Annotated in this window: 14 protein-coding genes; 10 read left to right on the top strand and 4 right to left on the bottom strand. The window is 70.2% G+C overall.

The window, feature by feature from the left end:
- Positions 1 to 11: 11 nt before the first annotated feature.
- The 3 genes from BMY61_RS39915 to BMY61_RS39905 all read right to left on the bottom strand — a co-directional run bounded on the left by BMY61_RS39915 (position 12) and on the right by BMY61_RS39905 (position 7,774).
- The gene (locus BMY61_RS39915; protein ID WP_042460375.1) at positions 12 to 1,439 is read right to left on the bottom strand and encodes an APC family permease; all 1,428 of its coding nucleotides are present in this window, start codon (positions 1,437 to 1,439) and stop codon (positions 12 to 14) included.
- Positions 1,440 to 1,868: 429 nt separating this feature from the next.
- The gene (locus BMY61_RS39910) at positions 1,869 to 5,816 is read right to left on the bottom strand and encodes a type VII secretion protein EccC (RefSeq protein ID WP_042460378.1); all 3,948 of its coding nucleotides are present in this window, start codon (positions 5,814 to 5,816) and stop codon (positions 1,869 to 1,871) included.
- 104 nt (positions 5,817 to 5,920) lie between these two features.
- Positions 5,921 to 7,774: an alkyl/aryl-sulfatase gene (locus tag BMY61_RS39905; protein WP_052439537.1), complete on the bottom strand. Its 1,854-nt coding sequence runs from the start codon at positions 7,772 to 7,774 to the stop codon at positions 5,921 to 5,923.
- Between the two features lie 72 nt (positions 7,775 to 7,846).
- Between BMY61_RS39905 and BMY61_RS39900 the strand changes: the two genes are divergently transcribed.
- The 7 genes from BMY61_RS39900 (at position 7,847) to BMY61_RS39870 (ending at position 16,042) form a co-directional block, all read left to right on the top strand.
- Entirely contained in the window at positions 7,847 to 8,770 is a 924-nt protein-coding gene (locus BMY61_RS39900; protein WP_042460394.1) for a LysR family transcriptional regulator, read from the top strand.
- A 97-nt stretch (positions 8,771 to 8,867) separates the two neighbouring features.
- Positions 8,868 to 10,316 carry a type VII secretion integral membrane protein EccD gene (gene eccD, locus BMY61_RS39895; protein WP_042460397.1) on the top strand — a complete coding sequence of 483 codons (1,449 nt, stop codon included), beginning with the start codon at positions 8,868 to 8,870 and terminating at the stop codon, positions 10,314 to 10,316.
- Between the two features lie 120 nt (positions 10,317 to 10,436).
- Positions 10,437 to 10,727, top strand: a complete 291-nt coding sequence (gene rpsO, locus BMY61_RS39890; protein ID WP_042390043.1) for a 30S ribosomal protein S15 — start codon at positions 10,437 to 10,439, stop codon at positions 10,725 to 10,727.
- Positions 10,728 to 11,115: 388 nt separating this feature from the next.
- A complete protein-coding gene (locus BMY61_RS39885) occupies positions 11,116 to 13,320 on the top strand; it encodes a polyribonucleotide nucleotidyltransferase (protein ID WP_042460428.1) in 2,205 nt (734 codons plus the stop codon).
- Between the two features lie 91 nt (positions 13,321 to 13,411).
- Positions 13,412 to 14,788 (top strand): M16 family metallopeptidase, encoded by a 1,377-nt coding sequence (locus tag BMY61_RS39880; RefSeq protein WP_042460399.1) that lies wholly within the window; start codon positions 13,412 to 13,414, stop codon positions 14,786 to 14,788.
- Between the two features lie 29 nt (positions 14,789 to 14,817).
- A complete protein-coding gene (gene dapB, locus BMY61_RS39875; RefSeq protein WP_042460402.1) occupies positions 14,818 to 15,579 on the top strand; it encodes a 4-hydroxy-tetrahydrodipicolinate reductase in 762 nt (253 codons plus the stop codon).
- 7 nt (positions 15,580 to 15,586) lie between these two features.
- The gene (locus BMY61_RS39870) at positions 15,587 to 16,042 is read left to right on the top strand and encodes a tetratricopeptide repeat protein (protein ID WP_042460405.1); all 456 of its coding nucleotides are present in this window, start codon (positions 15,587 to 15,589) and stop codon (positions 16,040 to 16,042) included.
- On the opposite strand, the gene BMY61_RS39865 is transcribed toward BMY61_RS39870, so the two are convergent.
- Positions 16,005 to 16,580 (bottom strand): GNAT family N-acetyltransferase, encoded by a 576-nt coding sequence (locus tag BMY61_RS39865; RefSeq protein WP_042460408.1) that lies wholly within the window; start codon positions 16,578 to 16,580, stop codon positions 16,005 to 16,007. The two genes, BMY61_RS39870 and BMY61_RS39865, sit on opposite strands and share 38 nt — an antisense overlap.
- 106 nt (positions 16,581 to 16,686) lie before the next feature.
- On the opposite strand from BMY61_RS39865, the gene thyX reads away from it, so the two are divergent.
- From thyX to BMY61_RS39850, 3 genes are all read left to right on the top strand, one after another.
- A complete protein-coding gene (thyX, locus tag BMY61_RS39860; protein WP_042460412.1) occupies positions 16,687 to 17,445 on the top strand; it encodes an FAD-dependent thymidylate synthase in 759 nt (252 codons plus the stop codon).
- 206 nt (positions 17,446 to 17,651) lie between these two features.
- Positions 17,652 to 18,551, top strand: coding sequence for a 4-hydroxy-tetrahydrodipicolinate synthase (dapA, locus tag BMY61_RS39855; protein WP_042460415.1), 900 nt, complete (start codon positions 17,652 to 17,654; stop codon positions 18,549 to 18,551).
- A 141-nt stretch (positions 18,552 to 18,692) separates the two neighbouring features.
- On the top strand, positions 18,693 to 20,378 hold the full coding sequence (locus BMY61_RS39850; RefSeq protein ID WP_042460418.1) for a ribonuclease J: 1,686 nt from the start codon (positions 18,693 to 18,695) through the stop codon (positions 20,376 to 20,378).
- The last annotated feature ends 482 nt before the right edge of the window (positions 20,379 to 20,860 follow it).

Raw genomic sequence — 20,860 nt, 5'->3', positions numbered from 1 at the left:
GAGGGCGGGGCTCAGGCCTCGACCGCGTCCTTCTCGTCCTCGGGGATCGTGATGATCCAGCGGGTCTCCGGACGGGGCCGGAGGTAGAAGACCCAGTACAGGGCCGCAGCGGCGGTGATGCCACCGGTCCAGTAGAGCGCGCTGAGCGGCTGCTGGGTGACGACGTAGACCAGGACGGCGATCAGGATCACCGGGATGACCGGCCACAGCGGCATCCGGTAGGCCTTGGCGTCCTTGTGCTTGCCGCGACGACCGCCGAGGGCGGCGACGGCGACGCACAGGTAGAGCAGGGCGACGGAGACACCGGTGACGGCGCTCAGGGTGTCCAGGTTGACGAAGCAGAGGATCGCTCCGGGGACGCCGACCGCGAGCGTGGAGACCCACGGCGAGCCGTAGCGCTTGCTCAGGTTGGTGAAGGCGCGGTTGATCGGCTCCGGCCAGGCCTTGTCACGGGCCGAGGAGTACAGCACGCGGGAGTTCTGGATGACCATGACGATCGCCGCGTTGATGATCGCCATGGCGATCGCCAGGCTCACGAAGGTGCCGACGGCGGAGTTGCTCCACTGGGTGACCATCGAGCTGATGTCGCCGCCCGCGAGGTCGTCCAGGCTGTTGGCGCCCAGCGTGATCGCGATGACCGGGATCAGGATGACCGCGGAGCCGATGCCCAGGGTCCACAGGACGGTGCGCGGGACGGTGCGGTGCGGGCGCTCCATCTCCTCGGCCAGGTAGACGGCGGTGGAGAAGCCCTGGGTGATGAAGAGCGCGGCGGCCAGGCCGGCGATGATCGTGCCCGCCGTGACGGGGTTGATCCCGCCGTGCGTGCCCGGCAGCTCCGGGTGGATCAGCACGGAGGCGGAGCGGTTGCTGTGGGCGAAGCCCAGGACGGCCACCACGCTGGCGGCGATGACCTCCAGCACCAGGAAGATGCCGGTGATCCAGGCGTTGGCACGCAGGTCGAGCAGGCCCATCACGGTGGCGGCGAGCATCACGATCGCGCCCATGACCTTGGGGTCCACGTGCACGATCGGGGCCAGGTACTGCGAGGTGCCGAGGGCGATCACCGGCGGCACGATCATCACGACCAGCAGGGCCTGGATGAAGGCGAGCCAGCCGGTGAACCGGCCGACGGTGTGACCGGCCATGGCGTACTCGCCACCGGCGCTGGGGACCAGCGTGCCGAGCTCGGAGTAACACCAGGCCACGCCGATACACAGCACGATCGCGATCACCAGGGCGAGCGCGGTGCCCGTGCCCAGGGCGGCGAAGGAGGCCGGCACGATCACGAAGAGCGAGGAGGCAGGCGTGAGGCAGGACAGGGTCAGCAGGGTGCCGCCGACGACGCCGATGGAACGCTTGAGCTTCTGCGGCTCCGCGGCCTCGATCGAGGTCGCGGACGTCGCAGTGCCGTCCTCAGGACGGCGCAGGATGTCGGTCATGGGCGTTCCGTTTCGGCTCGCTCTACAAGGGCTTCGCTGGGGGAGCGCTATCGCCTCCTGGCGCTCTCGCTGCTGCTGGTGTCAGTCGCTCCCGGCTCAGTCATGGAACCCTGCCGTTAATGAGGCGTCAAGGCAGGTTTTGCTTCGGATTCCGTTGCGCAAAAGTCCTAGCACAACTGATCTGATGCCGCATCAGCAACTTGCCCTATATGTCCAGCCTTGCGGAGCGCTTTCATTTCAAAGATACATGCACTCTGCAGCCTTCATATTCATGCTGGTCAGCCAAGTCGATCATGCCTTCGTGATCAGCAGGCCGCACAACGACACAGGGGCCGCCGAGTGACGAAGCACTCAGCGGCCCCTGGGCCCTGCTACGGATTGAGCGGTCTGCGGACGAAACCGTCCGCATAACGATCCGGCACGTGGAATCTACTGCGGCGGCAGCCACCCCGTCTGGACCGTGAACGAGCCCCGGCGACGGGTGACCAGCACGCCTCGGCCCGGCGGCAGGACCTGCGGCCGCACGTTGCCCAGCAGCACGCCCTCGTCGCGGTCGCCGGAGAGCACGATGCCCTGCGCGCCCAGCTCCTTCAGACGCTGCATGACCGGCTCGAACAGTGCGCGGCCGGCGCCGCCGGAGCGGCGGGCGATGATGATGTGCAGCCCGATGTCCTTGGCGAACGGCAGCACCTCCAGCAGCTGCTGCAGCGGGTTGCCGGTGGAGGTCGCGACCAGGTCGTAGTCGTCGATGACGAGGAACAGCTCCGGGCCGCTCCACCAGCTGCGGTCGCGCAGCTGCTCCTGGGTGACGTCCTTGCCCGGGATGCGGCGCTCCATCGAGCCGCGCACGTCGCCGAGGAACGACTGCAGGGCGGGCTGCGCGGCCGCGTACTCCAGCAGGTGCGGGCTGGTGACCGCGCCGAGCAGCGAGCGGCGGTAGTCGCCGATGACGATCAGCGCCTGCTCCGGGGTGTACCGCTCGGTGATGCCCTTCAGCAGCAGGCGCAGCAGGGCCGTCTTGCCGGTCTCGCCGTCACCGAACACGATGAAGTGCGGGTCGGTGTCGAAGTTGAGGTGGACCGGCGCCAGCGCGTTCTCGTCCACACCGATCGCGATGCCGAGCTCCGGCGTCTCGAACGGCTTCGGCAGCTGCTCGACCGGCAGCAGCTCCGGCAGCATCCGCACCTGCGGCGCGCGCGGGCCCTGCCAGTTCTCGCTCGTCGCCTGGACCATCGCGGCCACCGCGTCGGCCAGGTCCTCGACGCCGCCGGAGCCGTCCAGACGCGGCAGACCGGCCAGGAAGTGCAGCTTGTCGCCGGTCAGACCACGACCGGGCGCGCCGGTCGGGACGTTCTGGGCGACCTTGCGGTCGATCTCGGACTCCATCGCGTCACCGAGCTTCAGCTCGACGCGGGTCTGCAGCAGGTCCTTCAGCGCCGGACGGACCTCGCCGTAGCGGTTGGCGGTGATCAGGACGTGGACGCCGTAGGCCAGACCGCGCTGGACGATGTCCGCGACGACGGGCTCCAGCTGCTCGAACTCCTGCTTGAAGCTCAGCCAGCCGTCGATGACCAGGAACACGTCGCCGTGCGGCTCGTCCGGGAGCATGCCCTGCTTGCGACGGGTGCGGAAGGTCGCGACCGAGTCGATCTGCTGGGCCCGGAACAGCTCCTCGCGGCGGCTCAGCACCCCGTTGACCTCGGAGATCATACGGCGCACCTTGTCGCCGTCCAGGCGCCCGGCGACCCCGCCGACATGCGGCAGGCGCTGCATCCCGATCAGACCGCCACCACCGAAGTCGAGGCAGTAGAACTGCACCTCGGCGGCGGTGTGGGTGATCGCGAACGAGGTCATCGCCGTGCGCAGCAGCGTCGACTTGCCGGTCAGCGGACCGCCGACGACCAGGCCGTGGCCGGCCGCGCCGGAGAAGTCCAGGTACATCAGGTCGCGGCGCTGCTCGAAGGGCTTGTCGACCAGACCCACCGGGACGACCAGGCGGCCCGGCGCGGTGTAGTCGGCCGCGTGCAGGCCACGCTCGGCGCTGACCTGCAGGCGGCCGTAGAGCTGGTCGACGGACGGGGCCTCGGCCAGCGGCGGCAGCCACACCTGGTGGGCCGGCGGGCCCTGGCCCTCCAGCCGGTCGACGATCACGTCGAGCACGGTGTCGACCAGCGCGTCGTCCTGGCGCGGGGCCGCGACGACGGGTGTCTCCTCCAGCGGCAGCAGCGGCAGCGCCACCGGGGAGCCGGTGAACAGCACGGGCTGCGCCCGGCGCACCCCGCCCGAGGAGACCTGTGCGCCGCCCGAACGGTAGGGGCCGGACACGTAGGCGGCCTTGAACTGCGCCATCACGTCGGTGCCGAACTTCAGGTAGCCGACACCCGGCACCGGCGGCAGGTGGTACGCGTCCGGCACGCCCAGCGCCGCGCGCGACTCGGCCGCGGAGAAGGTCCGCAGACCGATGCGGTAGGAGAGATAGGTGTCCAGGCCGCGGAGCTTGCCCTCCTCCAGACGCTGCGAGGCGAGCAGCAGGTGCACACCCAGCGACCGGCCGATGCGGCCGATCTGGATGAACATGTCGATGAAGTCGGGCTTGGCCGTCAGCAGCTCGCTGAACTCGTCGATGATCAGCAGCAGCGACGGCAGCGGGTCCAGCGGCGCGCCGGCCGCACGGGCGCGCTCGTAGTCGTGGATGTTGGCGTAGTTGCCGGCCGCGCGCAGCAGCTCCTGGCGGCGGTTGAGCTCACCGGTGATCGAGTCGCGCATGCGGTCGACGAGGGTGAGCTCCTCGGCCAGGTTGGTGATGATCGCGGAGGTGTGCGGCATGTCCGCCATCCCGGCGAAGGTCGCACCACCCTTGAAGTCGGCGAGGACGAAGTTCAGGGTCTCCGAGGAGTGGGTGAGCGCCAGGCCCAGCACGAGGGTGCGCAGCAGCTCCGACTTGCCGGAACCGGTCGCGCCGACGCACAGGCCGTGCGGGCCCATGCCCTCGAGCGCCGCCTCCTTCAGGTCCAGGATCACCGGCTCCCCGCCGGCGCCCAGGCCGATCGGGACGCGCAGCCGCTCGTGGACCGGGCGCGTGCGCCAGGTGCGGGCGGTGTCGACCGAGGCGGCGTCGCCGACGCCCATGAGGTCGGTGAAGTCCAGGTTCGCCAGCAGCGGCTCGTCGTCGCCGCCCTGCGAGATCCGCAGCGGTGCGAGCTGACGCGCCAGCGCCTCCGCCTGCCACGCCGACAGGGTGTCCGGGACGCCGCTGTAGGAGGCGCCGGACGCCGAGCGCAGCGTCATCTCCTTCGGGGAGACGGTGATCCCCAGCTGGCCCCGGACCTCGTCCAGGTCGCCGGGGACGACCTCGATGATGGTCACACCCTGCAGGCCTTCGCCGTTGGCCAGCACCGAGTCGGCGCCGATCTGGGCGCCGTCCAGGATCACCACGATGTGCGCGTTGTCCGGCACGGGCTGCGCGTCGCGGTGGAACCGGGCGCGGCCCGCCAGCTCGTCGTCGAGCAGCTCCTCCAGCTCGTCGAGCGAGGTGCAGATCATGCGCAGCGAACCGGCGCCGTCGGACTCGCGCCAGTGCTGGGTGTGCGGCAGCCACTTGGTCCACTCCCACTCCGGCAGCGCACCAGGCGCGGCCGCGACGCCGAGGACCAGGTCGTCGGGGGAGTGCAGGGTGGTCAGCTGGGAGAGGATCGCGCGCAGCTGCCCGTAGACGGTGTCCGGGTCGCCGGAGACCGTCAGGTGGTAGAAGGCGCGCAGGGAGACCGCCAGCGGCAGGTCCGGCAGCGTGCTGTGGCTCTTGATGAACGAGCGCATCGCGTCCGCCGTCAGCGGCTCCAGCTCGTCGACCGGGGCGGTCTGCGGCGCGACGATGCGCGAGGCCAGCTGCTGCGGGCCGGTGCCGACCCGGACCTGGGCGAAGTCGTTGTCCATGGGCCGCCGCTCCCAGAGCCGACGGCCCTCGGCCACGACCGACCAGAGCTGGTCCGGCTGCGGGTGCGTGTAGAGCTGGGCGTCGCGCTGCAGCTGCGCCACCTTTCGGATCTGGCGGCGCAGCTGCCCGAGGTACTTCAGGTAGTCGGCGCGCTCGTCGTCGACGCTCCCGCCGCCGCCCCGACGCTGCTGGTTCAGCTGCGCGACGGCCATGGCCACGGTCGAGGCGACCATCAGACCGCCCATGACCTTCATCATGGTCGCCATGCCGGGCATGAAGAAGAAGGCGGCGGAGCCTGCCGTCGCGAGCATCGGCAGCATCGACTGCCACCAGGCGCCGTTGGCGTCCCGGGGCAGCTCCGGCGGCGGCTCCAGGTGGAGCTCCTCGTTCGGCACCGCCGGCGGGTAAGCCCTCGGCGGTCGCTTGACGGTCACCACGCTCAACTCGGCACCAGCCTCGTCCTTTAGTCCCCCGGTGACCTACGAGGTGGCCGCTTGCCGCCCCCGTGGCACCGCTGTCCGCAGGCGGCGATCCTATCGGGAACCGGTCATGGCTCGATCACGGGGAAGAAGAGATCGAAAGCGACCAGAAGCTTCAGGAGTTCCCGCAGGTCGTCGGCGGTCTCGGCGGACGCGGCGACCGAGCCGTCGGCGAGGGCCGCCTCCAACAGTGACGGATCGTCGGCGAGACGCGCCAACGTCGCCCGGTCGAGCGAGACGGCGTCCGCGGCTTCGTCCACCCGCGTGTGGTGGAGCGTCCCGTGGGAGAGCTCGACGCGGTGCGTCGTGCCCGCGTCGGAGAGGCGCAGCGCGAGGCCGAGCGTGCGCCGGGCGGCCCGCGGGCCGTCCAGACGGACCGCCAGGTAGTCCAGCAGCATCGATCCCGGCATCCCGCGCAGCACGTCCGGCTGGAGCGGGGTGCGCAGACCGGGCGCGTTCGGGGTGCCCTGGCGCAGCTCCTGGGCGCCCGTCAGGTAGAAGTCCCGCCACGGGCCCGACTCGGCCTGGTAGCCCAACTGCTCCAGGGTGTCCGCCTGCAGCGCCCGCGCCGCCGCGTTCGCCGGATCGGCGAAGACGACGTGGTTCACCACCTCCGCCACCCACCGGTAGTCCCCGGCCGCGAAGTCCTCCCGGGCCCGCGCCAGCACCGCGTCCGCGCCGCCCATGTAGGCGACGTAGCGCCTGGCCGCCTCGACCTGCGGCAGCGGGTGCAGGTGCGCCGGGTTGGCGTCGAACCAGCCCAGGTACTTCTGGTAGACCGCCTTGGCGTTGTGGTTGACCGTCCCGTAGTAGTCCCGCAGGAAGAACTCGTCCGCCAGGCCCGGCGGCAGCTCCAGCTCCTCGGCGATCTCCGCCGCGACCAGGCCCTGGTTGGCCAGCCGCATGCTCTGGTCGTGCAGGTAGCGGTAGGCGTCGCGCTGCTTGGTCAGGTAGGAGGCGATCTCCGCCTCGCCCCAGCGCGGCCAGTGGTGCGAGGCGAAGACGACGTCGACGGCGGGCGCGTAGACGCGCAGCGCCTCGTCGATGTAGCCCGACCAGGCCAGCGCGTCCCGCACCTCGGCGCCGCGCGGCGTGTACAGGTTGTGCTGCACGGCGGTGCAGTTCTCCGCCAGGCACAGCGCCCGGTGGTCCGGCAGCAGGAAGTTCATCTCGGCCGGCGCCTCCGTGCCCGGCGTCACCTGGAACACCATCCGCACGCCGTCGACCAGCAGCTCCGTGCCGGTCTCGCGGACCGTCTCGGTCGGCGGCACCAGTCCCCACGTCCCGCCCGCGACGGCGCGGCCGAGGCCGGTGTCGACGTGCCCGCGTGCGTCCTTCGGCAGCATCAGCCCGTACATGTACAGCGCGCGGCGGCTCATCGCCGTCCCGGCGATCACGTTCTCGGAGACGGCGTGCTCCAGGAAGCCTTCGGGCCCGATGACGCGCACCGCACCGGAGGCCACCTGCTCGTCCGTGACGACGCCGCGGATGCCGGCGAAGTGGTCCACATGGCAGTGCGTGTAGATCACGGCGGTGACCGGCCGCTCGTCGGCGAAGTGCTCGCGGAGTGTCGCCAGGGCCGCGGCGGCCGTCTCGGCGGCGGTGAGCGGGTCGACGACGATCCAGCCGTCCGCGCCGCGGACGAAGGTGACGTTCGCCAGGTCGTAGCCGCGCACCTGGTAGACCCCGTCGGTCACCTCGTACAGCCCGTGCAGCGCGTTCAGCCGCGCCTGCCGCCACAGCGACGGGTTGACCGTCTCGGGCGGCTCGGTCGGGAGGACCTCCACGTCCCCGGTGCGCCGCAGCAGGCCGCGCTGCGCGCGGGCGAAGTCGGTGTCGTCGGCCAGGGGGAGCCGCGCGGCGAGCGCGGCGTGCGCCTTGCGGGTGGCCTCGGTGGCGTTCTTGCGGGGGTCCGTCGTCATGGGCATCAGTAACGCCGCGCGGACTCTTCGCCGTCCAATACCCGCTGCCCACCGGACCCATAGGCTGAACCTATGGATGCCCGCCAGCTCTCCTACTTCCTCGCCGTCGTCGAACACGGCGGCTTCACCCGCGCGGCCGACGCCCTCCACCTGGCCCAGCCCTCCCTCTCCCAGGCGATCCGCGCGCTGGAGCGCGAGCTCGGCGCGCGGTTGTTCCAGCGAGCAGGGCGCGGCGTCGTCCTCACCTCGGCGGGCGAGGCACTGGTGACGCCGGCACGGCGGGTGGGGTTGGAACTGGTCGCCGCGAGGGAGGCGGTCGCCTCGGTGGTGGGGCTCGTCGCGGGGCGGGTGGACCTCGTCGTCCAGGCAGCCGCGGCCGACGCGGCAGGGGAACTGACGGCGCGCTTCCGGCAGCGGCACCCGGCGGTCACGGTCCGGCTGACCGAACCGCGACGGCCACCGTTCCTGACCCGGGACCTGCGCGAGGGGGACGCGCAGCTGGGGCTCTCCTATCTCCCGGTGACGGAGACCCAGGGCCTGGTCGTCGACCCGCTGCGGGAGGTGGAGATGGTGGCCGTCCTGCCCCCCGGCTCCGTCGCGCCGCAGACGATGCGCGTCGAGGACCTCGCCGACCTCCCGCTCGTCGTCGGTGCCCCGGGCACGGCCTGGCGGATGCTGACGGACGGTCTGTTCGCGGAGGCGGACGTCGCTCCCCGGATCGCGGTCGAGTCGGTCTACCGGGAGGCCGTGGGCCCGCTCATCACCGAGGGCGGACTGGCCGCGGTGATGCACGCCGGGCTGGCGCCCGAGGGATCCGTCGTCCGCGCGTTGCACCCGCGGGTCCGCCGCACCCTCGCCCTGCTCCGCCGCCCCGGCGTTCTGCCGCCCGCAGCAGAGGCCTTTCTGCAACTGGCCCGGTTGCCACCCGCTCAGGGGAGCGAGGCCGTGGCACGTGCAGCTCCGCCGCGCGGGCGCGCCCAGCCACCCAGCAAGTAGAGCGCCCGAACTGGCAGCACCATGCGCGCGTCAATGGTGTCCAGCAGAACGTATAAGGTGAACCGCTGTCAGCCACGGTATGGGGGAGGCACACCACGTGAGCACCAGCGCCGCGACCGGGTTCTGCCGGGTCACCGTCGTCGCACCGGACAGTCGCATCGACGTCGCGCTGCCCGAGGACGTCCCGCTCGCGGACGTGTACCCGGAGGTGCTCCGGCTCTCCGGGCAGACCCAGGCCGAGGGCGCGCCCACCGGCTTCCACCTCGTGCGGCGCGACGGCACCGTCCTGGACAGCAGCCTGCCCCTGCAGGCCCAGCAGGTCCGCGACGGCGAACTGCTGAGCCTGCGGCCGTTCGCCGAGTCGCTCGCGCCCGCCGTCTACGACGACGTCGCCGACGCGATCGCGTCGGGCGTCGGCGAGGACCGCAGCCAGTGGGGGCCCGCGCTGATGCGCGGCGCCGGACTCATCGGCGGCGCCGTCGTGCTGTTGCTGCTCGCCTTCGCGCTGTGGTTCTCCGACCTCCAGCACGACATGCACTCGCTGCCGGGCCTGATCGCCGGTCTCGCGTCGGTCGTGCTGATCGCCCTCGCGGGCGTCCGCGCCCGCGTCTACGAGGACCGTGGCGCCGCGCTCTCCCTCGGGCTGGCCGCACTGCCGCTGGCCATGCTCGGTGGGACGGGCGTCATCGCGCCCGCCCAGGGCGACGGGCCGGGCCGGATCCAGTTCCTGGTCGGCTGCATCACCGTGCTGCTTGCCGCGACGCTGCTCGCGGCGCTCCTGCCCAACGGCGACGCCCCCTTCGTCGCGGCCGCGCTCGTCGCCGGCGTCGGGACCCTGGCGACGCTCGTCGGCGTGATCACCGACGGTTCCGCCCGCGAGGTCGCGGCCGGCGCGGCGGTCGTCGCGGTCGGACTGGTGGGCTTCCTGCCCTCGCTCTCCTCGCGCTTCGCCCGCCTGCCCGTCGGGTTCCACGCCCCGGAGCAGCAGCGGTCCACGCTGCGCGGCGCCGAGGCGGAGCAGCGCCCGGCGCTCGACCTGGCCCGCATCGCGACCCAGGCGCGCCGCGGCCACGAGCTGCTGGTCGGCATGGTCGGCGGCTGCGCCGCCGTCGTGCTGGGCAGCAGCGTGGTGCTGGCGTTCACCGACAACACCTGGACGGAGCTGCTCGCTCTCGTCCTCGGCGTCGGGGCGATGCTGCGGGCGCGGCTGTTCACCAACACCGCGCAGGTGATGTGCCTGCTGGTGGCGGGCCTCGGCAGCCTGGTGCTGCTGATCGTCGGGATGGCCCTGCACATGCCGATGTTCATCTTCACGAACATGCGCAACACCTCCGCCGTGGACATCCGCACGCTGGTCATGGCGGTCGCCATCGCCGCCGGCGCGGCGATCCTGGTGGCCATCGCGCTCGTCGTGCCGAAGAAGGGCGTCTCCCCGTTCTGGGGCCGCATCCTCGACCTGGTCGACGGCCTCACCCTGGCCGCGCTGGTCCCGATCGCCCTCGCGGTTCTGGACGTCTACGGCACGGTCCGGGGCTTGACTTCCTGACTGGTAGGCTTGACCGCTGGATCGGGCATGCCGCGTGCGTGCCCTGTTCCGCGCCGAGTACATCAGACCCTGTGATGAAGACCAGGGGCGCTCGGCACCAATGATCGTGAAGGAGTGGGCATGGCCCTCGACCAGAGCATCAAGAAGCAGATCATCGCCGAGTACGGCCAGAAGGAGGGCGACACCGGCTCTCCCGAGGTTCAGATCGCGATGCTCAGCCGCCGTATCTCGGACCTGACCGAGCACCTCAAGTTCCACAAGCACGACCACCACTCGCGTCGTGGCCTGCTGCTCCTGGTCGGCCAGCGTCGCCGCCTGCTGCAGTACCTGGCCAAGACGGACATCGAGCGCTTCCGTACGCTGGTGGACCGCCTCGGCATCCGCCGCGGCGCCGCGGGCTCCGCTCGCTAGTCGAACCCACTCGGGGGCGGCTTCTCCCAGGGGATCTGGGGGAGCCGCCCTTCGGTGTATCGCAACCACCCTCTCGAATGGACGTGGTTGAGCCTTGCGCACGCGTGGGAATGAGACCGTGCGTAAGGTGTGAAGGACAAAGGGTGCCGCATCCCACACGGGGATGAGGCACCGGACGCGGAGCGTCCACACGCATCCGAGCCAGCGGCAGCCAGGCCGCCGGTCCTCGGTAGTGGCCGCCGGAGGAGCAGCGCGTAGGTACGCGAGCTCCGGCCGGCAGCTTCGATCGAAGACCGGCCAGGTCCAGGCCGTAGGACTTACGGACAAGCGCGGGGGCGCTCCACCTAGAGGACAAAAGAAGGAGATCTTCCGGGTGGAAGACAACACCATGCACGAGGCCGTGGCCGTCATCGACAACGGCAGCTTCGGTACCCGCACCATCCGCTTCGAGACCGGTCGTCTCGCCAAGCAGGCCGCCGGTTCCGCGGTCGCCTACCTCGACGACGACACCATGGTCCTCTCCGCGACCAGCGCGTCGAAGCAGCCGAAGGAGCACTTCGACTTCTTCCCGCTGACCGTCGACGTCGAGGAGCGGATGTACGCCGCCGGGCGCATCCCCGGCAGCTTCTTCCGTCGTGAGGGCCGTCCCTCCGAGGACGCGATCCTCACCTGCCGCCTGATCGACCGCCCGCTGCGCCCGTCCTTCGTCAAGGGCCTGCGCAACGAGATCCAGGTCGTCGTGACGGTCATGGCGCTCAACCCCGACCACCTGTACGACGTGGTCGCCATCAACGCCGCCTCCGCCTCCACGCAGCTGGCGGGCCTGCCCTTCTCCGGCCCGATCGGCGGCGTCCGCGTCGCGCTGATCCGCGGCCAGTGGGTCGCCTTCCCGACGCACAGCGAGCTGGAGGAGGCCGTGTTCGACATGGTCGTCGCCGGCCGCGCGCTGCCGGACGGCGACGTCGCGATCATGATGGTCGAGGCCGAGGCCACGACCAAGACGATCGAGCTGGTCAAGGGCGGCGCCACCGCGCCGACCGAGGAGGTCGTGGCCGAGGGCCTCGAGGCCTCCAAGCCGTTCATCAAGGAGCTGTGCCGGGCGCAGGCCGAGCTGGCCGCGCACTCGGCCAAGGCGACCGCCGAGTTCCCCGTCTTCCTCGACTACCAGGACGACGTCCTGGAGGCGCTCACCGCCGCGGTCAAGGACGAGCTGGCCCAGGCGCTCACCATCGCCGGCAAGCAGGCCCGCGAGGCCGAGCTGGACCGCGTCAAGGACCTCGCCGCCGAGAAGCTCCTGCCGGAGTTCGAGGGTCGCGAGAAGGAGATCTCCGCCGCGTACCGCGCGCTGACGAAGAAGCTGGTCCGCCAGCGCATCGTCAAGGAGAAGGTCCGCATCGACGGCCGTGGCATCACGGACATCCGCACCCTGGCCGCCGAGGTCGAGGTCGTCCCGCGCGTCCACGGCTCGGCCCTGTTCGAGCGCGGCGAGACCCAGATCCTGGGTGTCACCACGCTGAACATGCTCCGCATGGAGCAGCAGCTGGACACGCTGGCGCCGGAGACGCGCAAGCGCTACATGCACAACTACAACTTCCCGCCGTACTCCGTCGGTGAGACGGGCCGCGTCGGCTCCCCGAAGCGTCGCGAGATCGGTCACGGCGCGCTCGCCGAGCGTGCGCTGCTCCCGGTCCTGCCGACCCGCGAGGAGTTCCCCTACGCGATCCGCCAGGTCTCCGAGGCGCTGGGCTCCAACGGCTCGACGTCCATGGGTTCGGTCTGTGCCTCGACGATGTCGCTGCTGAACGCGGGTGTCCCGCTGAAGGCCGCCGTCGCCGGTGTCGCCATGGGTCTGATCTCCCAGGAGGTCGACGGCGAGACGCACTACGTCGCGCTGACCGACATCCTCGGTGCCGAGGACGCCTTCGGCGACATGGACTTCAAGGTCGCCGGTACCAAGACCTTCGTCACGGCCCTCCAGCTGGACACGAAGCTCGACGGCATCCCGGCCTCCGTCCTGGGCGCGGCCCTGAAGCAGGCGCACGACGCGCGTCTGCACATCCTCGACGTGATGAACGAGGCGATCGACGTTCCGGACGAGATGTCCCCGAACGCGCCGCGCATCATCACGATCAAGATCCCGGTGGACAAGATCGGTGAGGTCATCGGCCCCAAGGGCAAGATGATCAACCAGATCCAGGAGGACACCGGCGCCGAGATCACCATCGAGGACGACGGCACCATCTACATCGGTGCGTCCGACGGCCCGGCGGCCGAGGCGGCCCGTACGACGATCAACCAGATCGCCAACCCGACCATGCCGGAGGTCGGCGAGCGGTACCTGGGCACCGTGGTGAAGACCACGACGTTCGGTGCGTTCGTCTCCCTCATGCCCGGCAAGGACGGCCTGCTGCACATCTCGCAGATCCGCAAGCTCGCCGGTGGCAAGCGCGTGGAGAACGTCGAGGACGTGCTGGCGATCGGGACCAAGGTCCAGGTCGAGATCGCGGAGATCGACCCGCGCGGCAAGCTCTCGCTGATCCCGGTCATCGAGGGCGAGGAGGCGGCCGAGGCCGCCGCCGACGCCGAGCAGTAAGCAGTAGCTTGCAAACTGCGGCCCGGCCCCACCGTCGAGGTGGGGCCGGGCCGCAGGCCCGTTAGCGCAACAATCCCAAGGACTTGACTCAGTGCCCCAGGTTGCCTCGAAGGCTCAGACCTCAGCTCAGGACCAGCGTCCGGGGACCACGAAGACCCTGCTGAAGGGCATCGACGGCGCCGGTACGGTCCGTCGTACCGTTCTGCCCGGTGGGCTGCGGGTGGTCACCGAGACCCTGCCGACCGTCCGCTCGGCGGCTTTCGGCATCTGGGTCGGCGTCGGCTCCCGCGACGAGACGCCGGTGCTGAACGGCGCCACGCACTATCTCGAGCACCTGCTCTTCAAGGGCACCAGGAAGCGCTCCGCGCTCGACATCTCCTCCGCGCTCGACGCCGTCGGCGGCGAGATGAACGCCTTCACCGCGAAGGAGTACACCTGCTACTACGCGCGGGTGCTCGACCGCGACCTGCCGCTGGCCGTCGACGTCGTCAGCGACATGCTGACCAGCTCGCTGATCCGGCAGGAGGACATCGACACCGAGCGTGACGTCGTCCTCGAGGAGATCGCGATGACCGAGGACGACCCGAGTGACGTCGTCCACGACCTCTTCGCCAGGACCCTCTACGGGGACTCCCCGCTCGGTCGACCGGTGCTCGGCACCGTCGACACCATCAACGCGCTGACCCGCGACCAGGTCCACGGCTTCTACAAGCGCCGTTACAAGCCCGAGCACCTCGTGGTGGCCGCGGCCGGCAACGTCGACCACGCCAAGGTCGTCCGCCAGGTGCAGCGCTGCTTCGAGCAGGCCGGCGCGCTCGGCCGCGAGGACGTCGGCCCCGCCGTGCCCCGCAACGGCAGCCGCGCGCTGAAGACCGCCGGCAAGGTCGAGATCCTGGACCGCTCGACCGAGCAGGCGCACCTCGTCCTGGGCATGCCGGCCCTCGCCCGCACCGACGACCGGCGCTGGGCGCTCGGCGTGCTCAACTCCGCCCTCGGCGGCGGCATGAGCTCGCGCCTGTTCCAGGAGGTCCGCGAGAAGCGCGGCCTGGCCTACTCGGTCTACTCCTACACCTCCTCCTACGCCGACTCCGGCCTGTTCGGCATCTACGCCGGTTGCCAGCCCAAGCGGGTCGAGGAGGTCCTGAAGATCTGCCGTGAGGAGCTGGAGAAGGTCGCCACGGGCGGCATCACCGAGGAGGAGCTCAAGCGCGCCATCGGCCAGATGTCCGGCTCGACCGTGCTGGGCATGGAGGACACCGGCTCGCTGATGTCCCGCGTCGGCAAGGCGGAGCTCGCCTACGGCACCCACCTGTCCGTGGACGAGCTGCTCGGCAAGATCGCGTCCGTCACCCTGGACGACGTCCGGGCCGTGGCCGCCGACGTCCTCGGTGGGCTGCGTCCCTCCCTCGCTGTGATAGGACCGGTGGCAGGCAAGCGCGCGTCGCGCCTCGCCGAGGCCATGGCCTGAGTACTTCCGAGTTGCTAGGAGCCACTGCAATGAGCACGCCGCTGAGGGTCGCCGTCATCGGGGCCAAGGGCCGGATCGGCTCGGAGGCCGTCCGCGCCGTCGAGGCCGCCGAGGACATGGAGCTGGTCGCCGCGCTGGGCCGCGACGACAAGCTGGAGACCCTGGTCGAGTCCGGTGCCCAGGTCGCCGTCGAGCTGACCCACCCCGACGCGGTGATGCGCAACCTGGAGTACTGCACCGCCCAGGGCATCCACGCCGTCGTGGGCACCACCGGCTGGAACGAGGAGCGTCTCGCGCAGCTCGGGGAGTGGCTGAAGGCCTCGCCGGGCACCGGCGTGCTGATCGCCCCGAACTTCTCCATCGGCGCGATCCTCACCATGCGCTTCGCCCAGCAGGCGGCCCGCTTCTTCGAGTCCGTCGAGGTCGTCGAGCTGCACCACACCAAGAAGGCCGACGCGCCCAGCGGTACCGCCACCCGGACGGCCCAGCTGATCGCCGCCGCCCGCGCCGAGGCCGGGCTGCCGCCGCAGGACGACCCGACCACGCACGGTCTGCCGGGCGCGCGCGGCGCGGACGTCGACGGCGTGCCCGTCCACGCGATCCGCCTGCGCGGCCTGCTGGCCCACCAGGAGGTGCTCTTCGGCGGCGTGGGGGAGACGTTGACGATCCGTCACGACTCGCTGCACCACAGCTCGTTCATGCCGGGCATCCTGCTGGGCGCCCGCAGGGTCGTGGACGTGCCGGGGCTGACCTTCGGCCTCGAGAACTTCTTGTTCACCGAAGGAGAGTGACGCTGCGATGGTCGCTCGGGTGATGTACTTCGTCGTCACGCTGGCGCTGCTGCTGGGCCTCGCCGTGGTCGCCGCGACCGGCGGTCAGCTGATGGCCAGTGGCAAGGCCGCCGGTGTCGGCATCGGCATCTGCGCCGAGGCGCTGGTCGGCATCGCGCTCTGGTTCGTCTGGAAGACGTACCGGTTCGGCCGCGACAGCCAGCGGCTGTCGCGGATGCTGGAGGCCGAGGGCGGGCTGCCCGTCGACGAGCTGAAGCACACGCCCGGCGGCGGCATCGACCGCGACTCCGCCGACGCGGTCTTCGCCCGGCGCAAGGCCGAGACCGAGGCCGCCCCGGAGGACTGGCGCAGCTGGTTCCGCCTCGCGGTCGCCTACGCGGACGCGCGGGACACCCCCCGCGCCCGCAAGGCGATGGAGCGCGCGATCAAACTGCAGCAGAGCGAGCACGCGGCAGCGGTGTGACCTGCCGCACCGGGCGGGCGTAACGCAGCTCGGTCAGCACGGTGCCGCCGAACCGCAGCTCGTCGGTGGCGCCGTCGGGCTGCCAGCCCTGGCGCTCGTAGAAGCGGCGGGCCTGCTCGTTGCGCTCCAGGACCCAGAGCGTCAGCGTATGGAAGCCGCTCTCGGCCAGTCGGCGCGTCGCCGCGTCCAGCAGCGCCGCACCCGTACCGGTGAACCAGGCATCCGGGTGAACGTAGAGCGCGTGCACCTCGCCGATCCCGGTGCGCTCGCCGCGCACGGACTCGACGCTCGGGCGCTCGTAGCCGGCGATCGCGAAGCCGACGACCCGGTCGTCCCGCTCGGCGACGAGGTAGTGCCGCCCCCGCGGCAGCTCCCGCAGGTACTCGGCCAGGCGGGACGGGGCCGCCGTGGCGTCCAGTTCGTCCAGATAGGCGGGTGGGATCATCCCTGCGTAGGCCGTCCGCCATGCGTCGATGCGGACACGCACCAACGGTGCCGCGTCCGTCTCGACGGCCTCACGGATCGTCAGCTGCCTCATGCGTCCCCCTTCGCTGGATAGGCTACTGCGCGGTCGTCCTGGTACCGGCAGTACTAGCATCGGCAGGCTCTTCTCAGCCGACGTCGAGCCGCGCCAGAGTCGACCCATGATCGAAAGGAACCTTCCCTTGTCCGACGAGACCCCGACCCCTCAGCCCACGTTCCGTGACGACGTCACGGTCGAGCTGGTGCGCAGCAGCGCTCAGGACGCCGACGTGCTCTTCGCCGCGCGGGTCTCGACGGCCGGTGAGCAGTCCCTGGAGGAGTTGCAGAAGGACCCCGAGCGTTCCAAGGGTCTGATCAACTTCCTGATGCGCGACCGCCACGGCACGCCGTTCGAGCACAACTCGATGACCTTCTTCGTCAGCGCGCCGATCTTCGTCTTCCGCGAGTTCCACCGGCACCGGGCCGGCTGGTCGTACAACGAGGAGAGCGGCCGCTACCGCGAGCTGCAGCCGGTCTTCTACGTCCCCTCGGCCGAGCGCAAGCTCGTCCAGCAGGGCCGTCCGGGCAAGTACGAGTTCTTCGAGGGCACGCCCGAGCAGTACAAGGCCGTCACCGAGGCGATGGAGGACTCCTACCGGCAGTCCTACGACCGCTATCAGGAGATGCTCGCGGCCGGGGTGGCCCGTGAGGTGGCCCGGGCGGTGCTGCCGGTGGGCCTGTTCTCCTCGATGTACGCGACCTGCAACGCCCGCTCGCTGATGCACTTCCTCTCGCTGCGCACCAAGGACGAGCGGGCCGCCGTGCCGACCTTCCCGCAGCGGGAGATCGAGATGGTCGCGGAGAAGATGGAGCAGCTGTGGAGCGGGCTGATGCCGCTCACCCACGGGGCGTTCAACACGCACGGTCGCGTCGCGCCCTGACGCGTCGTTCGCCCGTTCGGCAAGATTTCCCGTATGTCCCATTTGCGGGATATCTCATGGTTCCCTAGTCTCAAAGACACGAGCCCCGGTGCCGCCTGAACCCCCGAGCAGGCGGCACCGGGCTCCTTGCCTGTCCGGACGGCACGAATGTCCTCCAGCTGGACCGTCCGTACGAGCTCCCGCCCGCAACGAGTAGCGTTGGACTCATGGCTCCGACCCCCACCCCCGAGACCCCCTTCGGCCGGGCGCTGACCGCAATGGTGACCCCGTTCACCGCCGACGGCGCCCTTGACCTCGAAGGCGCCCAGCGGCTGGCCGTGCACCTGGTCGACGCAGGCAACGACGGCCTCGTCCTCAACGGCACCACCGGTGAGTCCCCGACCACCACCGATGCCGAGAAGCAGGCCCTGGTGCGGGCGGTCCTGGAAGCGGTCGGCGACCGCGCGCACATCGTCGCGGGCGTCGGCACCAACGACACCCACCACACGCTGGAGCTCGCCCGCCAGGCCGAGCAGGCCGGCGCCCACGGCCTGCTGGTCGTGACGCCGTACTACAACAAGCCCCCGCAGGAGGGCCTGTTCCGGCACTTCACCGCCGTCGCCGACGCCACCGGCCTGCCGGTCATGCTCTACGACATCCCCGGCCGCTCCGGTGTGCCGATCTCCACCGAGACGATCGTGCGACTGGCCGAGCACCCCCGCATCGTCGCCAACAAAGACGCCAAGGGCGACCTCGCCGCCGCGAGCTGGGGCATCGCCCGCTCCGGCCTGGCCTGGTACTCCGGGGACGACATGCTGAACCTGCCGCTGCTCTCGGTCGGAGCCGTCGGTTTCGTCAGCGTGGTCGCCCACGTCGTCGCACCCGAGCTCCGCGCCATGGTCGACGCCTTCACCACCGGCGACATCGCCAAGGCCACCGAGATACACCAGCGACTGCTGCCGGTCTTCACCGGTATGTTCCGTACCCAGGGCGTCATCACCACCAAGGCCGCCCTGAACCTCCAGGGCCTCCCCGCCGGGCCGCTGCGCCTGCCGCTGGTCGAGGCCACCGAGGCGGAGATCGCCCAACTGAGGAGGGATCTCGCCGACGGCGGGGTACACCTCTGACAACACAGACGTCCACGTCCAGGATGTCCGACAGGACCTCGGGACGTGATGCAGGACCTGCAGTACCCATCACCACAAGTGACGACGCCGCGCCGACCAGAGCCAGGAAGCTCCGACCGGTCCGCGCGGAGAGGAGAACCATTGAGTCATCCGCACCCTGATCTGGGCGCCCCGCCGAAGCTCGCGCCGAACGCGCTGCGCATCACCCCGCTCGGCGGCCTCGGTGAGATCGGTCGGAACATGACCGTCTTCGAGTTCGGCGGACGCCTGCTGATCGTCGACTGCGGCGTGCTCTTCCCCGAGGAGGAGCAGCCCGGTGTCGACCTGATCCTGCCGGACTTCACGTCCATCCGGGATCGCCTGAACGACATCGACGGCATCGTCCTCACCCACGGGCACGAGGACCACATCGGCGCAGTGCCGTACCTGCTGCGCGAGAAGCCGGACCTCCCGCTGATCGGCTCCAAGCTGACCCTCGCGCTGATCGAGGCCAAGCTCGCCGAGCACCGGATCCGGCCGTACACCCTGGAGGTCAAGGAGGGCCAGCGCGAGCGCATCGGCTCCTTCGACTGCGAGTTCATCGCGGTCAACCACTCCATCCCGGACGCGCTGGCGGTCGCCATCCGCACGCCCGCCGGCCTCGTCGTCGCCACCGGCGACTTCAAGATGGACCAAGTGCCGCTGGACCGCCGGCTCACCGACCTGCCGACCTTCGCCCGTCTGGGCGAAGAGGGCATCGACCTCCTGCTGGTCGACTCGACCAACGCCGAGGTCCCCGGCTTCATCGCGCCCGAGCGCGAGATCGGCCCGGTGCTCCAGCAGGTCTTCGACCGTGCCGACAAGCGCATCATCGTCGCGAGCTTCGCCTCGCACGTGCACCGCATCCAGCAGGTGCTGGACACGGCGCACGAGTTCGGCCGGAAGGTCGCCTTCGTCGGCCGCTCGATGGTCCGCAACATGGGCATCGCCCGTGACCTCGGCTACCTGAAGGTGCCGGGTGGCCTGGTCGTCGACGTGAAGACGCTGGACGACCTGCCGGACGAGGACGTGGTCCTCATCTGCACCGGTTCCCAGGGCGAGCCGATGGCGGCGCTCTCGCGCATGGCCAACCGCGACCACCAGATCCGCATCGTCGAGGGCGACACCGTCATCCTCGCGTCGTCGCTGATCCCGGGCAACGAGAACGCGGTCTACCGCGTGATCAACGGCCTGACCCGGTGGGGCGCGAACGTCGTGCACAAGGGCAACGCCAAGGTGCACGTCTCCGGCCACGCCTCGGCCGGAGAGCTGCTCTACTTCTTCAACATCTGCAAGCCGCGCAACCTCATGCCGGTGCACGGAGAGTGGCGCCACCTGCGCGCCGTCTCCGAACTCGGCCAGAAGACGGGCATCCGCAAGGACCGCATCGTCATCGCCGAGGACGGCGTGGCCGTCGACCTGGTCGACGGCGTCGCGCGCATCGTCGGCAAGGTGCAAGCGGGCTACGTCTACGTCGACGGCCTCTCGGTCGGCGAGGTCGGCGAGGGCTCGCTCAAGGACCGCCGCATCCTCGGCGACGAGGGCATCATCACCGCGTTCATGGTCGTCGACTCGGCCACGGGCAAGGTGCTGAGCGGTCCGAACATCCAGGCCCGCGGCTCCGGCATCGAGGACGACTCGTTCGGCCCCGCGATCCAGAAGATCCAGGAGGCTCTGAACCGCTCCGCGCAGGACGGCGTCCTGGAGACCCGCCAGATCCAGCAGCTGGTGCGGCGCACCCTCGGCAAGTGGGTCTCGGAGACGTACCGTCGCCGGCCGATGATCCTGCCGATGGTCGTCGAGGTCTGATCGGGTGACCCCGTGACGGGGGCCCGCGGGTCGATTTGACTTGACCTGCGGGCCCCCGTACTGTTTAGCAAGTTGTCCCGCCCGCTGAGCGGGTGTCCGGGCAGCGAACCCCCTCGAATCTGATCGCACAAAGGCTTTCTTTGTGCTGCCATTTTCGGGTCTGGTTGGTGGATTTGGTTCTGACCGAAGAAATCAGCTAGAGTTTCACTCGTCGGAACGGGCCGGAGCGAAAAGCGAAAGCCGAAAGTTCTGATAGAGTAGAAAACGAAGGAAGCGCCCGGAGCGGCCCGAAAGGGAAGCAAAGGAAGCGTCCGTTCCTTGAGAACTCAACAGCGTGCCAAAAGTCAACGCCAGTTACTTTTGAGAACAAATTTTCAGCGAGGACGCTGTGTGCAAGCCTGCTCATTCCAGCAGGTGTTGCACCGCTCTGCGCGAATGTAAAGCATTCACGGAGAGTTTGATCCTGGCTCAGGACGAACGCT

Origin of the sequence: Streptacidiphilus jiangxiensis (genome assembly GCF_900109465.1) — a bacterium.
Classification (GTDB): domain Bacteria; phylum Actinomycetota; class Actinomycetes; order Streptomycetales; family Streptomycetaceae; genus Streptacidiphilus; species Streptacidiphilus jiangxiensis.
The sequence above is the reverse complement of the archived record's forward strand: the minus strand, read 5'-3'. Positions and strand labels throughout refer to the sequence as shown.